16 protein-coding genes are annotated in these 17,259 nt (G+C 32.5%); all 16 read right to left on the reverse strand.

Annotated elements, in window-relative coordinates; all coding sequences use genetic code 11:
- Positions 1-3: 3 nt before the first annotated feature.
- Complete coding sequence (locus ABD816_RS14435) at positions 4-1,071, reverse strand: hypothetical protein (protein WP_344928559.1); 1,068 nt, start codon at positions 1,069-1,071, stop codon at positions 4-6.
- Between the two features lie 69 nt (positions 1,072-1,140).
- On the reverse strand, positions 1,141-1,971 hold the full coding sequence (locus ABD816_RS14440) for a hypothetical protein (protein ID WP_344928560.1): 831 nt from the start codon (positions 1,969-1,971) through the stop codon (positions 1,141-1,143).
- Positions 1,952-2,521, reverse strand: a complete 570-nt coding sequence (locus ABD816_RS14445) for an RNA polymerase sigma factor (RefSeq protein WP_344928561.1) — start codon at positions 2,519-2,521, stop codon at positions 1,952-1,954. Before ABD816_RS14445 ends, ABD816_RS14440 begins: the two co-directional genes overlap by 20 nt.
- A gap of 317 nt (positions 2,522-2,838) precedes the next feature.
- On the reverse strand, positions 2,839-3,816 hold the full coding sequence (locus ABD816_RS14450; protein ID WP_344928759.1) for a polyprenyl synthetase family protein: 978 nt from the start codon (positions 3,814-3,816) through the stop codon (positions 2,839-2,841).
- A 111-nt stretch (positions 3,817-3,927) separates the two neighbouring features.
- Positions 3,928-4,968: a dual-specificity RNA methyltransferase RlmN gene (gene rlmN, locus ABD816_RS14455; RefSeq protein ID WP_344928562.1), complete on the reverse strand. Its 1,041-nt coding sequence runs from the start codon at positions 4,966-4,968 to the stop codon at positions 3,928-3,930.
- 154 nt (positions 4,969-5,122) lie between these two features.
- Complete coding sequence (locus ABD816_RS14460; RefSeq protein ID WP_344928564.1) at positions 5,123-6,085, reverse strand: chalcone isomerase family protein; 963 nt, start codon at positions 6,083-6,085, stop codon at positions 5,123-5,125.
- A 282-nt stretch (positions 6,086-6,367) separates the two neighbouring features.
- Positions 6,368-7,417 (reverse strand): tRNA preQ1(34) S-adenosylmethionine ribosyltransferase-isomerase QueA, encoded by a 1,050-nt coding sequence (gene queA, locus ABD816_RS14465; protein ID WP_344928566.1) that lies wholly within the window; start codon positions 7,415-7,417, stop codon positions 6,368-6,370.
- Positions 7,418-7,493: 76 nt separating this feature from the next.
- Positions 7,494-8,720, reverse strand: coding sequence for a 3-phosphoshikimate 1-carboxyvinyltransferase (locus ABD816_RS14470; protein WP_344928568.1), 1,227 nt, complete (start codon positions 8,718-8,720; stop codon positions 7,494-7,496).
- Position 8,721: 1 nt separating this feature from the next.
- On the reverse strand, positions 8,722-8,976 hold the full coding sequence (locus tag ABD816_RS14475) for a hypothetical protein (protein ID WP_344928570.1): 255 nt from the start codon (positions 8,974-8,976) through the stop codon (positions 8,722-8,724).
- Positions 8,976-9,302: a nucleotide pyrophosphohydrolase gene (locus ABD816_RS14480; protein WP_344928572.1), complete on the reverse strand. Its 327-nt coding sequence runs from the start codon at positions 9,300-9,302 to the stop codon at positions 8,976-8,978. Before ABD816_RS14480 ends, ABD816_RS14475 begins: the two co-directional genes overlap by 1 nt.
- 3 nt (positions 9,303-9,305) lie before the next feature.
- Complete coding sequence (locus tag ABD816_RS14485) at positions 9,306-11,327, reverse strand: transglutaminase (protein WP_344928574.1); 2,022 nt, start codon at positions 11,325-11,327, stop codon at positions 9,306-9,308.
- 11 nt (positions 11,328-11,338) lie between these two features.
- Positions 11,339-13,255: a DUF3857 domain-containing protein gene (locus ABD816_RS14490; protein ID WP_344928575.1), complete on the reverse strand. Its 1,917-nt coding sequence runs from the start codon at positions 13,253-13,255 to the stop codon at positions 11,339-11,341.
- Between the two features lie 44 nt (positions 13,256-13,299).
- On the reverse strand, positions 13,300-13,752 hold the full coding sequence (gene dtd / locus ABD816_RS14495; RefSeq protein ID WP_344928577.1) for a D-aminoacyl-tRNA deacylase: 453 nt from the start codon (positions 13,750-13,752) through the stop codon (positions 13,300-13,302).
- A 253-nt stretch (positions 13,753-14,005) separates the two neighbouring features.
- Positions 14,006-14,959, reverse strand: a complete 954-nt coding sequence (gene rsgA, locus ABD816_RS14500) for a ribosome small subunit-dependent GTPase A (RefSeq protein WP_344928580.1) — start codon at positions 14,957-14,959, stop codon at positions 14,006-14,008.
- A 201-nt stretch (positions 14,960-15,160) separates the two neighbouring features.
- On the reverse strand, positions 15,161-16,243 hold the full coding sequence (locus ABD816_RS14505; RefSeq protein WP_344928581.1) for a chorismate mutase: 1,083 nt from the start codon (positions 16,241-16,243) through the stop codon (positions 15,161-15,163).
- Between the two features lie 158 nt (positions 16,244-16,401).
- Positions 16,402-17,250, reverse strand: coding sequence for a prephenate dehydrogenase (locus ABD816_RS14510; protein ID WP_344928583.1), 849 nt, complete (start codon positions 17,248-17,250; stop codon positions 16,402-16,404).
- Between the last annotated feature and the right edge of the window lie 9 nt (positions 17,251-17,259).

A 17,259-nucleotide genomic window follows, 5' to 3' on the forward strand; every position in this document is an offset into this window, starting at 1 on the left:
CAATCAAAGATCAAAACGGACACCTAATGAAATATTATTCTGATCTATGGGTGCATTTTGAAAAACAGGAGACAGATCGTACTTAATGTACAAGGAAGCATCTCCAAAACCTAGATAGCCGCTTAACCCATATACTAAATCACTAGTATTATAATCGCTCTTAATCTTATCTTTAACTCGACTACCTTCCTCTTTATATTTTAACTTCTGTACTGTATTAATATTTAAGCCTGCATAACCTCCAAGGCCGATTTTAAATTTACCTGTAGTTCTATATCGTATCTTTTTATCTGTCTCCTCTACTTTTGAAGGACCAAATTCAAAATGCACAGGAATTACCAGATTATCCATTCTGAATTTTGATTTATCCAGATCGATAGCAAACTCTTCTAATTCTGTCTGATCTCCGCTCTGTACAAAAAATCTATTATCCGTTGGCTTTAATCCATTAGATTGATACGAAATACCATACTTCATTCGCATAAAATTTGAGTTTTTGAAAACTCTGGTTTGCCATGTCCAACCAATTTCAAAAAAACGACTTCCAGCAATTTTATAGTCAGAGTTATCAAGAGATCGATCATCACCTATTGTATTGTTAAGTCCAAACGCTAATGTAAGATGAGAAGTAGTTCTTTGATCATACACTATTTTTTTATCTTTACCGGTGTTTAGCTTCATCCCAACGATAATATCTCCATTATCCTCATCCAATGAACCTATACCTATTGATATTTTTCCTTGATTAAGATTGACATACTCAATATCATTACGTTGTAGTAAGGCAATTTGATTATCTACGATTGCTAATCGGTTCTCAATATTTAATGCATATTTTTCAGCTACTTTTTCTTTCAACTGCTTAGCATCTACAGCCGTAATCTCGTCATTCGCCAGTCGTTCATTTATGGCTTCTACCTCTTTCTTTAAGCCTTCTTTTTCAGATAAAATAATTTCTTCTTTTTGTTCTTCTAACTGCGCTATACTGCTATTAGAAACTTCTTGCGCACTTAAAATTTGAGCACATAAATACATCACCACTAACGTGGTATACATAACAACTGTTTTCATAAGGGTTTGATTTTTTCTGTATCCCCTCTCTTATAGAGAGGGGGAATTACAGATTTGATTGATGAATGTTTAATTTTCTCGTTCTGCTACCGCAGTTTTCACCTTTTGGAATCCTGATTTGAGCGCTTCAAAAACTCGATTCTTAAAGGTTTCGTCTAACTCTGTTTCTACGTCTAATAACAAAGCAGAAGCACTTATTGTATTTGATTTCACCGTATGTCGTGCGGTAATTTGTCGTTGCGCTTTTAATAGTAATTGATCAATTTCATTTGTAGTTATAGTACTATCATTTTTTTGAAGTTCTTTTATCTGTGAAACTACATTAGCTATATTTTTATCAGAAATTAAGGTTCCTTTAATTCGTGTTTCATGATTTTCCTGCGCCGGATTAAGACTATCAGCTACTTCTGCAAATACACTATTTTTTTTCTCTATTACTGCCAGTTTATCAACCATCAACTCGTGATTAGTATGCTTATTAAACAAAATATGTTTCTTTGAAGATACAACGTGATTCACTCCAGATACTTCTGGCTGATGATACAATTTCTTCTTTTTATTCTCCAAACCTTCAGTTTTTTCAGAACTTACTATTTTCTTGCTATTCTTATTTTCTAACAATTCCTCATTTTTTATTTTTTCTAATTCTTTATTAGAAGTATCCACCAATTGAGGATATTTAGAATCAGAGGTATTCTTATTATTAAAGAACACAGAAGTTAAAATTAATACACCTACTATACTTGCAGCAATTACATACCAATGTGTACCGGAGTTCCTTTTTTTCCTTTCTAGCATATCCATTTGATTGGAAAGCTTTTCCCAAGAACCCTTTGAGGGTTTTATAGCGCGTTGCTCCAACTTTTCTTTTATACTATCTTCAAATTTTAATGGTGCCATTGCTAATATTATTTTGTTGATTTACCTTATGTTGTAACGCTTTTCTTGCTTTAAAAAGCTGAGTTTTAGAAGTACTTTCAGTGATCCCTAACATACTTGCTATCTCTTGATGCTTATATCCTTCTATAGCATATAACACAAACACCATTCTATATCCATCTGATAATTCGTCTATCAATTCTTGAATTTGCTCCACCTCTAATTCTGTATTGATATGATCCCAGGATGCTTCTTTATATGTCTGTATATCTTCTGTAAAAAACACCTTTTTTTCTTTACGCAGAAAAGAAATTGCCTCTCGTATCATAATTCTTCTTATCCAGCCCTCAAAACTCCCTTCAAACTTAAAAGTATGCAAGTTTATAAATACCTTTAAAAATCCACTAAGCATTACCTCTTCTGCAAAATGAACATCACGAATGTACTGTCTGCAAACACTTAACATTTTAGGCGCGTGGGTATCAAATAAATGTTGCTGAGCATCCCTATGTTGCTTTGCTGCTTTTTTTATCAGCTGAGTTTCATTTTTGTAAAATTGTATTATTTTCAAAATTAAAAATCAATTCGTTAGACTTCCTATTTACATAGACGATACAAATACAAAAAAAGTTGCCTGGGGCAGGTGAAAAAAAATAAAAAAAAACCTTAACGCCTGTTTACAAGTAATTTATACTAAAAAAAATAAAAGATAAAATATGGATATGGTTAAAAAAATCTTATTGATCATCATTTTTATTTAATACTCCTTAAAGATTATTCTGGATATAATTTCTTTTTAATAAGAATTGAGATCCACAAACTAACTAAATTACAATAATAGCTCTCAGTTTGTACTGAAAAAAATATCGAAGTTTACAAGGGCTATATTTACTTTTTACGATCGATAACGTATGTGACCATAAGTTCTAGCGATGATCTATATTCAGATTCAGGGTATTCTGATAGTAATACGAGAGCTTCTTCTTTAAACTGATGCATTACTTTTATAGCGTACTCCAGTCCACCACTCAATTTCACAAAATCAATAACTTCTTTGACCCGCTTCTTGTTTTTATTATGGTTTTTTACAGAATTTATAAGCCATCGCTTTTTTTCTTTCGAGCAACTATTTAACGTATAAATTAACGGTAAAGTCATTTTTTGCTCTTTAATATCTATTCCGGTGGGCTTTCCGATAGCTTCATCTCCATAATCAAATAAGTCATCTTTAATCTGAAATGCCATTCCGATAAGCTCACCAAATTTACGCATTCTTTCTACGTCTTCAGAATCTGGTTCTACAGAGCAAGCTCCTAGACTACAACACGCAGCGATTAATGTAGCTGTCTTTTGTCTGATAATCTCATAATAAATCTCTTCTGTAATATCTAGGTTTCTTGCTTTTTCTATCTGCAAAAGCTCTCCTTCGCTCATCTCACGAACAGCAATAGATATAATTTTCAGTAAATCAAAATCCCCATTGTCAATAGAAAGAAGTAAACCTTTTGACAATAAATAGTCCCCTACCAATACGGCTATTTTATTTTTCCATAACGCATTGACAGAGAAAAAACCTCTACGACGGTTAGAATCATCTACTACATCATCATGTACTAGCGTTGCTGTATGTATTAATTCTATGACAGATGCCCCCCGGTATGTTCGTTCATTAATTTCTCCACCCGACACCATTTTAGAAACCAAAAACACAAACATAGGGCGCATTTGTTTTCCTTTTCTATTGACGATGTAATGCGTAATTCTATTAAGCAAAGCTACTTTAGAAATCATGGATTGCGAAAACTTTTGTTCAAAAAGTTCCATCTCATCAATAATTGGCAGTTTTATTTGCTCTACGACTTTCAATCCAGAATATTTGATTTTTAAGAATGCTAAGATACCACAATCTCCTATGAGCATCAAATCGCTATCTAAATAATTTAGATTAGAAACTATGATCCATTATATTAGAATTATTTATGATTTATTTGCCAATTGCCCACAAGCAGCGTCAATATCTTTTCCTCTACTTCTTCTAACATTGACCACAAAACCTCTGGATTCTAACCCATTTATGTATGATTGAATAGCATTAGTAGAAGCTTGCTGAAATTCTCCATCATCGATGGGATTGTATTCAATCAAATTCACTTTACAAGGGACATAAGAACAAAATTGAATTAATGCATCGATATCTTCCTGTCTGTCATTGATCCCTTCCCAGACTACGTATTCATAAGTGATTCGACTTTTAGTCTTCTGATACCAGTATTGTAAAGATTCTTTAAGGTCTGATAATGGGAAATTCTTATTAAATGGCATGATATTAGTCCTTACTTCGTCAATTGCAGAATGTAATGAAACGGCTAGCTTGAATCTCACCTGGTCATCCGCCATTTTCTTAATCATTTTGGGCACTCCTGAGGTAGAAACGGTAATTCTTTTTGGAGACATCCCTAACCCTTCTGAAGAAGTAATCTTATCAATAGCTTTTAGCACATTGTTATAGTTCATAAGAGGTTCTCCCATTCCCATAAAAACAATGTTGGACAGAGGACGGTTATGATATAATCTACTCTCATTATCGATAGCAATTACCTGATCATAGATTTCATCAGGGTTTAGATTTCTCATTCTTTTTAATCTGGAAGTAGCACAAAATCTACAATCCAGACTGCACCCTACCTGAGAAGACACACAGGCAGTAGTTCTTGTAGGTGTAGGAATCAAAACAGATTCTACAACCAAATCATCATGAAGTCGAACCGCATTTTTAATGGTACCATCACTACTACGTTGCATTTGATCTACCTGAATATGGTTAATCACAAAGTTTTCCTGAAGCATTTCTCGTGTTGCTTTAGAAATATTGGTCATAGCTTCAAAACTATGAGCACCCTTACTCCAAAGCCATTCATAGACCTGATTACCTCTGAAAGCCTTATCTCCATTGGCCTCAAAAAATGTACGTAATTGTTCTTTTGTTAAGGCTCTAATGTCCTTCTTTTTTGACTTCATTGCTCTACAAAAATAGGAAAGATTACCGTTAATTAACTAGCTTCCTTGGTAAACTTATGATGATTTGACATACAAAAAATGCCTCAGTAAGATACGTGCTGAGACATTTTTATACTATACCAAATCGTTTGTCAAACAAACTTATTCTGATTTCTTAGAATTTAACAGTCTTATAATCTGTTTTTTCTTCTTTTATTCTTAACCACTGGTGTGTACCTCCACTACCTTTATACTTTACATTAAGAATATTAGGGTTATCTTCTTCAATCCATATCTGGCAATCAGAGACAGAACCGTCTTTTATATTGGTGTATTTACCATCTACGAATTTACCATCTCCCTTAGCTTGTAGATTTTTAAGAATTACTAAACCTTCTACTTTCTGATTTTTATCATCACCTGTACAATCATAACAAATATTATCCTTTTCTGATTGACGTAACATCTCTTCAATTGCTCCAAAAACTTTTTTCTTTATCATATACAGTTGCACTGTACTAGTAGCAACTCCAGTTTCTTTATCTACAGCCTTCCATTTTCCTAAAACAGGATTAACCGGCATGGCAGCTAATAAATCTTCTTTTAGCTCTGCATTGATAGGGTTACTCCCTAGCCAAATTTTGAAAAATGCTTTCTTAAATTCTAAATCTCCAACAGATCCAAGTGATTTCTTATTTTTAGTAATTGCGAGACCTTTGCCTTTTAGATATACAATTCTAAATATATCATATCTATTAATTTCTTTAGGAATAAGATTCAAAAAATCTCTTATTTGATCCTCAAAGAGATAACTATTACCATCTGTTGCTCGTTCTAAACCATTTCTAAATAATTCTTTTAAATCTTCTGTAGAAAGAGATCCTGATGTAATCTTTACTGTTAGTGCCATAGTAGCGTCTTTTTCTGCTACCATAATTCCATCTTGTGCTCCATCTACTTCAAAATCCAGATATAAACCTATCGCGTAATACTTATCACGATTTCCCGCACCATTGAGCATTAGTTCATTTCCTTCAAAAGTATCAATATCATTAAATTGAATACCCCCTTCTACTTTAGTCTGACTAAAACAAACTGTGTTAATAAAAAGTAGTACTAAAAATAATTTTGTTTTCATATTGTAAAAATTAAATTAAATTCTTTATTCGAAATTGTTAGCAAATTTAAATCTTAAATTATAACAACGATTCTAGAGCAAGAATCGTACCAATCAAATTTCGTTAAAGCGCAAAAATAGTCGTTAATCAACTTATTTTACCCTAAAACATGTTAAATTTCATAATTTTTAGATATTTCGCAAAACTATCATCTTAATACAATAAAGATCATAGCATAATATTAAAAAAGGTGATAATATGAAATTATCACCTTTATTTTTTACATCTTAAATCGCTAATAATTATATAATTAACATAGCATCGCCATAAGAATAGAACTTATATTTTTCTTTTACTGCTTCTTCATAAGCCTTGAAAAGAAAATCATGACCTGCAAATGCAGAAACCATCATTAATAATGTTGATTTTGGTGTATGAAAATTAGTAATCATACTATTGGCAATACTAAAATCATACGGAGGGAAAATAAATTTATTAGTCCATCCTCCAAATTCATTTAGCGTATTATCTGAGGAGACAGAACTTTCTAATGCTCTCATTACAGTTGTTCCTACTGCACACACCCTCTGCTTTCGTTGTATACCTCTATTTATAGTATCTACAGCGCCAGGTGTTACGTATGCTTCTTCACTATCCATCTTATGTTTAGATAAATCCTCAACTTCTACAGGATTAAATGTACCTAATCCTACATGTAGTGTTACTTCTGCAAACTCTACTCCTTTTATCTCCAAACGCTTCATTAAATGTTTAGAAAAATGTAATCCAGCTGTAGGTGCAGCTACCGCTCCTTCATTTTTAGCATAAATGGTTTGATATCGTTCTTCATCTTCTGGTTCTGCTTCTCGTTTTATATATTTAGGTAAAGGTGTTTCTCCCAGATCTGTAAGCTTTTGTCTAAATTCATCATATGAACCATCATATAAAAAACGTAATGTACGCCCTCTGGAAGTAGTATTATCGATTACCTCTGCTACTAAACTCTCGTCATCTCCAAAATATAATTTATTACCAATACGTATTTTACGTGCCGGATCAACCAATACATCCCAAAGTCTTGTCTCTGGATTTAATTCTCTTAATAAAAACACTTCAATTCTAGCTCCCGTCTTTTCTTTATTACCATATAATCTGGCAGGAAAAACTTTTGTGTTATTAAGAACCATAACATCATTAGGCTCAAAATAATCGATAAGATCCTTAAAATATTTATGTTCTATTGTTTGTTCTTTTCGATTAAGAACCATTAATCGTGCTTCATCTCTATTTTCTGAAGGATACTCTGCTAATAATTCATCAGGTAGTTCAAAACTAAAATGTGATAACTTCATGGGTGTTTATATTTTTAGAAGATACAAATATACAATCTCACACTATGGGTTGTCAAGTAAATACTCATATATCTTTTTAGAATTCATTTGATTTGAATCCTAACTTTTTTAAATCTGTCCAAAAATCGGGATATGATTTTGATACAACATTCGCATTTTCTATTCTTAATGAAGTTCTCAAGGCTAATGGAGCAAATGCCATCGCCATTCGATGATCATTATAGGTTTCAATAGAAACATCCGGGGTTATTGATACGCGTGTTGCCAGTCTTAATGAATCCTCTGTGATAGTAACTTGCCCTCCTAATTTTTCTATCTCTACTTTTAAAGCGACTAATCTATCAGTCTCTTTTATTTTGAGCGTATGCAAACCTGTTAGATAACAGGCGATTCCCAAACCAAAACAAGTAACTGCAATAGTTTGTGCAATATCAGGAGAGTTTGATAAATCCAACTCAATGACCTTAGTAACTTTAGGAAGTGGTATTTTAGTTAATGTAATTTTATGGTTATCAAACGTTGTCTGTACACCTAAGTTTTGATAAAAATCAGCTAGTGCCGCATCACCCTGATAGCTCTCTTTTTTATAACTACCGATCGTGACCATTGCTGCTTCTGACAAAGCTACAATACTATAAAAATAAGATGCCGAACTCCAATCTGACTCTACCACCATCAATTTTGGGGATACTACTTTAACATGTGGAATTCTAATAGTATTATCTACAAAAGTGCCTTCTATTCCTACATCATTTAATAAATTTAGAGTCATTTTAATGTAAGGAACAGAAGTTATTTTTCCTTTTAAGTTAATTTCTAACCCCTCAGGCAACGAAGAAGCAATTAACATTAAAGCAGAAATATATTGACTACTTACATTTGCTGCTAAAGAGACACTATTTGTTTTAGGATGCTTTCCTATAATTTTAATAGGAGGATATCCTTTATCTTTTTCGTATGTAATTTCACATCCTAATTGTTCTAATGCTTCTACCAGTATCTTAACAGGTCGTTCCTGCATTCTTTTACTGCCAGTCAATACAGTACTTCTACCATTATTTACCGCAAAATAAGCAGTAAGAAAACGCATAGCAGTTCCTGCGTGATGAATATCGATTAATTCAATTTCGCTTGCTAATGCTTTTTTCATTAATTGAGAATCATCGCTATTGGATATATTCTCAATTTCTATTTCAGGATACAACGATTGTAATATAAGTAATCTGTTTGTTTCACTTTTAGATCCTGTAATCTGTATTTCAGTATTCCTTATATTGGAAATCTGGTCTAATTTCAAATTCATGTTACTGTTTCGCTTTACGTTTTCTTAATTCAAAATAATATGCCATTATAGTTCCGTATAAAAAACCACCAACTATTCTGGAGATTGCATATCTGATCCAACGTCCATTATCAATCTTCTCGGCTACAAATGTATCAAATTCTAAACCTCTATATTGCAAAAAGTGCTCTACAATACTAAAAATTATAATAAAACCAACAGCAATCAGAAATACCGATTTCCAATATGTTTTTGATGTAATGATTGAAGTAAACATTATTTTAATTTCTCATTAGCATGATGACGATCGTGATCTCTTTTCGTCTTTATATCCATTTTTTTGTCAAAAGCATCTTGCAGGTTTACACCCGTTTGATTTGCTAAACACAAAACTACAAATAACACATCCGCCAGCTCTTCTCCCAGATCTTTATTCTTGTCACTTTCTTTTTCGCTTTGCTCTCCATAACGTCGTGCAATAATTCTAGCTACTTCCCCTACTTCTTCTGTAAGTTGTGCCATATTTGTCAATTCATTAAAATAACGCACTCCATGTGTTTTAATCCACTCATCAACAGTCTTTTGCAAATTCTGAATATCCATAACCTATATTTTTTTTAACACTACTTGCTCTCCTTCCTTTTCTATCAACATATTATAAAACTCTTTAATTACAGGATATTGTTCTGCAGGAATTAAAGATGCATTTATAGTTTCATCTACTACTAATTGAATCATTCCGTTAACATAATTAGATTGATATGTAAAAGCACCCATATTATCAGGCAATTTGAAAACTCCTGCTACGGGAGATTCTACAACTTCATATCCTTCTGGAATTTTTATATTTATCATATATTTATTAGAAAAACCATAACCAAAGTCCACAGGATATTTTCGCTCATCTGACTTAAACACATTTTCTTTATCCTTTAGAAATAATAAAGGAGAGAAAAACATCTCATCTTCTATTAGCTCTACCTGATCTTCTGTAACAAAATCAAATCGTTCACTAACGCCTTTACCATACTCCTGCATACCCTTAATAGTATATGTTTCTAATTCATTGATTTCATATTCTTTTTGAATACGACTCGCATTATCAACATCTTTCTTATTTCCATAAGCTACTCTAAAATCATGCGCAAGATAATCCAAATGTATCACATTAAACTTTCCTTTTACAAATCCCTGTTCATCAATCTCACAGAGTATTCTATAATTATTAACAGAAGGCTTTTGAGGTCTTAACTGAATATCTTGCGAAGTCCCATTTTTAGCTATTACTCTAGCCGTTCCTCTAATTACTCTATCTGGTAAGACATTAGGTTCTCCGTACTTATCTGTAGCATCCAGATATTGAATACTACCATCTGGAAGTTTCACTCTTGCGATCACGTAATTAAATCCATCTAAAGTTGGAAACAAATGAAATAAACGATCTGCAGTATTTACTAAAACCGGATTAGCATCTACTCTTGCATAAGACAACATAGAAGTAAGCATTAAATTTATCTCAGCCGCATTTCCTGTTCCATTTTGATATGCCTTTTTTACCCCATCTCTAGTATACACAGAATTTCTCTTATTCCAAGTCATTTTTTTCTTTACAAACTCAAAAACCTTTTGAGTTTTCACAAACTCGTTACTTATTCCAGCTAACAATTGATCAATATCCTCTTTGTAGTACGTAATTTTCTTTAATTCTTTACCAAAACTTGATCGCTCATAGATAGTTTTGGCAACATTTTCCCAAGTTGTAGCATAACTCTTTACAGGACTATTAGGGTACGCAGTATATGACAACTCAAAAACTATAGAAGATAAGTAATTACTGGGATTACCAGAAAAAGGCTCTTCCTTAAATGCAGGGACATCCGAAGAAGAAATTGAATATGTATTAATTTTGTAATCTAAATCATTACTATTATAATTAGTTTGAGAAACATTATTATTTGTTGTTCTAGATTTTGAAACAAAGGTAATTTTACCATTTTTACTAGATTCTTTTAAACTTATAGGTAAATATCCTGTAGTAAACTTCTTGAAATTAAAATATTCAGGGCTTTCAAAACTAACTTCTAGTTTTTTTATCGGAATTTCATATTGAAGGTATAATCTATCTATATTAAATACATAAGGAGAAATAATTTTATATTTATATTCTACAACACACCCTTCCTTAAGTGATGGCATTGTAAATCTAACCTCATCACGATTTTCATGTATTTCATTCTTAAATATCCCTTCTTTTTTTAATTTTGTCTCTATTACATTACCATTTACCAATGTATATGTAACTCCTTTTAATCCTTTGAATTCTTCTTCTTTACTTTTCTTTTTATATAAAGAAATACGATTTGTCGCATGCTTAAAACCTTCTTTTTTATAAAATTTTACGCGCTTGAAAACTTCTGTTACTAAGTCAAAGGAGTTTTCTGTTTGATTAAAAACAAATTCTACTTTTCTATCTTCGTACAACACAGCAGCGCTCGCTGAACTATCCAAAGAATAAGCGGTTTCTAATAATTCTTCTTTTGAAACTTTACCGAATTTATAATTTTGTCCATATATCCCTGTTGATACAACAAGAATCACTCCAATGATTATCTGATTTAAATTTCCCATTATTTAGTTGATTATTGTAGTTGTTTTAGTACTATTTTAGATTTATCAATTTTCTTAATTTGTTGTCTAAAGGTTCTATATGTTTCGTATTCTTCTTTAGCATATACTCCATCATTTATTTTCAAAACCCTCTTAAATTGTAGCTGAGTATCGTTTACTTTTTCTAATTGGCTTGAAAAACTTCCAAAATCGGTTTCTATAGTTTTCTTCTCTGGCAATGAAACATCATAGCCTTCTGGAATTGTAATCAAATATTCATCAGTATCAACAAACCCTCTGGATATCACTAAAGGTCTTTTTCTATCTGCATATTTAGGCAGATTAGTATCTTCTCGGTTAAACATATTAGGGATTAGTAACAATCTGTTTCCTGCTTTAGTAATATAGTTTGTAGCATTTATCTTTAGCTTTTCACGAAATAAAATATCTTCTCTATCATTACTAAGTTCTATAGAATCAATGTTCATATCATTAATATAGCTCCAGTACTTTTTATAGTGTTGTTTCTGGTCCTTTAACGGTTTTAATTCCTCGTGATACCTATGACTATATTGAATCCCTTTGGATTGCATTTCAACAACAGCACTTATAGATCTATCCTCTGATAATATGACAGTTGCTTTTGTATCTAGCGTACTCTCTTCTGGTTCGTATTTTTTGGTATGCTTAATCTCTCCTCCTTCTGGTTTTATGACTAGGACATCTCTATCATCAGTAAAATCTCCAATAAAATTAAAAGGTGTTGTTTGACTTGTACATTCTAACCAAATATCTTCTTCTTCATCTGGAATATTAAGAATCACATGATTCCCTTGCATGGATGCAAATTCTTTTTGAATGTTTCGTTTTCTCTCTCCTGCGTATACCACCGTATAATAAGATGTTATATCCTGAGAATCTAATAATGCTTTTGTATAGTTAGTTAATGCCTTACAATCTCCATATCCCAGACGATCTACATCGGCTGCCATCATTGGCATCCAGCCACCAATTCCCAACTGGATGCTAATATATCTGGTTTTATCCTGCACATATTTATAGATGCGTTTAGCCTTCTCCTTATCAGAATTGGCATCTGCAACTAATTGAGTGACTTTCTTGATGGTTTTCTCAGATAACTGATCACGACCAGCAACTAGATAATCATATTGCCATTTCCCAAAAGTTTTCCAATCTTCCCCTATACCATCAACGCCTTGTAATGAAAACTCGCTTAATGCTACCATAGCTATTGGAGCTGTATTTAAATATGATGGACTATATACTTCATAGGATATTACAGGTACATTAGACATAGTGTATGATATTTCCTGATCGGTTGTATATTTCTCAATTGAGAAATTCTTAAAATTAATTTCTTTAGACCTTAGCGGAACCCCCGAACTGTTAATAATCTTATACGTTGATTTTTGAACACTATGTCCAGACCCTATAATAGGCATCCAGGATTGAATAAATGCCGTAGAGGATCTATCTACCTCACTTTCAAAAACCAAAGTATATGGATATTTAGTAGGAATATACTCTATATACTTATATCTATCATCTCCAGCTAAAGAAGAACCATCATATACGCTTCTATCTTCAAAATCCTTCTTTTTGTATTTTTTTATCTCTTTACCTACTGCATCGTATATGGTGACTTGCAGCTTGTTAATTTTTATCAAAGGATCATATCTCTCTAGTTTATCAGCGTATTGCTCTCCAGACTTATTAAGAACGGTAACAGCTCTTCTAGTTCTAACGGAAACTGAACTCATTGAATTAATTACAATCTCAACAGCCTCTGATCGCACAATAGCATCAGCATTTTTAGTGAGTACCGAATCTAAAAGAATAGCTTGGAAGTTAAAATTGTCTTGTGCAGAAATTTTCATGTAAGCACATAGAAAAACTGCAACTAGAATTAGTTGTGTATTTTTTTGCATGTATCTAATTTATTTTGGGGTAGGTTATTAATTATATTTACTCTTTACTCTTTATTTTTTGTATCAATTAGTATGGTCACAGGTCCATCATTAAGCAATGATACTTTCATATCTGCTCCAAACATTCCCGTCCCTACTTTTTTACCTAAATCAATTTCTAATTGCTTTACAAATTTCTCATACAAAGGAATTGCTATCGCAGGTTTTGCTGCTTTAATGTAACTGGGCCTATTACCTTTTTTTGTACTTGCCTGTAAAGTAAATTGACTCACAACAATTACCTCGCCATTTACTTCAATAAGACTTTTATTCATTACATTTTCATTATCATTAAAAACTCTAAGACGGCTTATCTTACCGGATAACCATTGGATATCATCATCACCATCTTGTTCTTCAATCCCCACAAGGATCAGTAATCCCAAATTTATCTCTGAAATTTTTTTTCCGTCTACTGTAACTGAAGCCTCAGAAACTCTTTGAATAACTACTCTCATAAGTTAACGCTATACTTAATAGTGTCTGTAATCTCGTTTTTGTTACCCTCTAATCTCAAAAAAAATAACAAAATCTATAAAAAGCTTGAATTTTTAAAATATTCATATGAGTTAACTTTACATGACAGACACCGGGATTGGGCTCTAAAATCGGGGCAAATTTAGGTAAAAATTAGTAAGATTTATGATACTATTAGAAGTATATTTCTTACAAAAAATCATGTAGAATAGGTTCTGAGAGAGTTATTCGAACTTAATCTTCAGTATCGTAGTTATTTTTTCTGTAATGTTCTTCTTCCCCTTCTAGGATTTGCAAATAACTTTTATATCTGGACCAGGCAATTTCTTCATTATCCAATGCTATTTTCACAGCACATTTAGGTTCGTTGACGTGCATACAGTTATTAAACTTACAATCTGATTTAAGCTCAAAAAACTCAGGAAAATATCCACCTAATTCTTCTTTATCCATATCAACGATACCGAAACCTTTAATCCCAGGAGTATCAATGATTTTAGCATTAAAACTAAGATCAAACATCTCTGCAAATGTAGTTGTATGCTGTCCTTGTTGGTGTTGCTCACTAATCTCTGCTGTCCTCAACGATAATCCGGGTTCTATGGCATTAACCAGTGTAGATTTACCTACGCCACTATGCCCTGAAAACATACTGACTTTACCTTCCATCATTGCCTGTACCTTATCAATATTTTTACCTGTTTTTGCTGAAATACCTATACAATCGTATCCTATTTTACGATATAATGCTGCTAAATATTTAATCTCCAGCGTTTCTTCTTCTGTATAAGTATCGATTTTATTAAAAAGTAATACTGCTTTTATATCATAAGCTTCTGCTGTGACTAAGAAACGATCAATAAATGAGGTAAAAGTAGGTGGATTATTAAGGGTAACCAATAAAAAACCTATATCGATATTTGCCGCAATAATATGTGTTTGTTTTGATAAGTTTACAGACTTACGAACGATATAATTATGGCGCTCGTGTATATTTTCAATTACACCTGTTTCCTGATCATTTTTAGATTCTAATGTAAAATCCACCACATCTCCTACAGAGACCGGATTGGTACTTTTAATATCTTGAAGTCTAAATTTACCTTTGATACGACATTCATATGCTTTCCCGTTATCAGTTTTAACGGTGTACCAGCTTCCGGTAGATTTATAAACAGTACCAATCATTAGTTATATATATATTTTTGAAGGTCAAATTTCATATGTACAAAGATGCAAATTTAAGTGCTTTCATATGCTTATTACATTATTTTTTTTGACTATAGCGTTATTTCAGGACTAAACAAGTTTCTACAAAAAAAATCTGACAATAAATGCCAGATTTTTTCTATAAAAATATAATCTTTATAATAACAACAAATTCTCTTACTAAGACTTTGCGATACTCTCCTGATGATTAATAGACTCTTGATGAATCGCCTTATAAATTCTTAAGATAAATTCTTCACTCAACCCATTAGCTTCACCTTCCAAAATCATTCTTCCTAAAATTTCATTCCATCTTTTTGATTGAAGAATTGCAACATTTTGCTTTGCTTTTGCCTTTCCGATACTATCAGAAATTTTCATTCTTTTGGCTAATACATCTAATAATTGATTATCGGCAATATCAATCTTAGCGCGCAACTCACTTAATGTTCGTTGGTAAGCCTCATCAACTCCAACTTCTTTACGAATTTTAAGATCTTTCATAATCTGGATCAGGGTATCTGGAGTTACCTGCTGAGCTGCATCACTCCAAGCATTGTCAGGATCATAATGCGACTCCACAATAAGTCCGTCAAAATTTAGATCCAGAGCTGTCTGCGAAAGATCAAAAATCAAATCTCTTCTTCCTGCAATATGAGAAGGATCCAGAATCAATGGTAAATCCGGGAAACGGTTTTGTAAATCAATAGGGATTTGCCATTCTGGTATATTACGGTATTTTGTTTTTTCATATGTAGAAAATCCTCTATGGATAACCCCTAGATTTTTAACATCACATGTATAAAAACGCTCTACAGCTCCTAACCATAAGGACAAATCAGGGTTGATAGGATTTTTAACTAATACGGGGTTATCAATCCCTCTACACGCTTCTGCAATATCCTGAACAATAAAAGGTGAAACTGTACTTCTTGCTCCTATCCACAGGATATCTACACCATGTTCTAATGCTAACTCTACGTGATGAGGATTGGCAACTTCTGTTGCTATTTTCATGCCGGTTTCTTCTTTAGCCCGTTGTAACCATTTCAATCCAAGAGCTCCAACTCCTTCAAAATTGCCAGGTCTTGTTCTTGGTTTCCAAATTCCTGCACGCAATACTGTAGCATCAGAATCTTTAAGTTGGTGTGCTATTTTTACCACCTGATCTTCTGTCTCTGCACTACAAGGACCTCCAATAACCAAAGGATGGTCCAGATTGTATTCATCCAGCCAGTTTCTAAGTTCTTTTTTATTTTCCATAGTATGTATGAGTTTCTAGTTCTTGGTTAAATTTTTATTTCAATTATTTATTTATCTGTTTTAAGCTCTATTTAAAGGCTACGAATCTCTCTTCCTGAAAGTCATATAAGGATGTGTTTATTTTTCTCTTTATGACCAGATATACTTATTTTTTTCTTTCAAACAATCCCTTTCAAGATAGTTTTGATGTGATTAGTATCTTCCATTTCTTTATGAATCTTTTCAAAATTATCATTTTTCATCAATTCTTTAAACTGGGTAAGATTTGCGATATATTCTTCCAGCGTTTCTATCACATTCTTCTTATTATCTTTAAAAATAGGTGTCCACATAGCTGGTGAACTCTTAGCTAATCGAACAGTAGATGCAAATCCACTACCAGCCATATCAAAAATATCCCGTTCATTTTTTTCTTTTTCAATGACTGTTTTACCTAACATAAAAGAACTTATGTGAGATAAATGAGATACATAAGCAATATGTTTATCGTGAGAAGCTGGATCCATATATCGAATTCGCATACCCAGTCTCGTAAAAATCTCCATGCCACGTTCTTGTAATTTAAAAGCGGTTTTCTCTACTTCGCAAATGATATTTGTTTTTCCTCTATACAAATTCGCAATGGCAGCCTGAGGTCCAGAATATTCTGTCCCCGCAATAGGATGCGCTGCTAAATAATTCCTTCTTTTAGGGTGATTCCTAATTGAACTACATAATTTTTCTTTAGTAGATCCTACATCAAATACCAAACATTCATCAGTTACCTGGTTCAGAATCTCAGCTAAAATTTTTACTGTTGCATCTACAGGTATTGCAACGATGACTACGTCTGCTTTGTATATATCGTCGAGAGATGATTTCTTATCAATAAAACCTAATGACATTGCTTTATCCAGATACTGTGCACTTATATCAACACCATATATTTCTGCTTCATTAAAAGCAGCTTTGATGTCAATCGCAAATGACCCTCCTATTAATCCAACTCCAATTATAAATACCTTCATTTTTAGTAT

Source organism: Aquimarina addita, from assembly GCF_039539305.1.
Classification (GTDB): domain Bacteria; phylum Bacteroidota; class Bacteroidia; order Flavobacteriales; family Flavobacteriaceae; genus Aquimarina; species Aquimarina addita.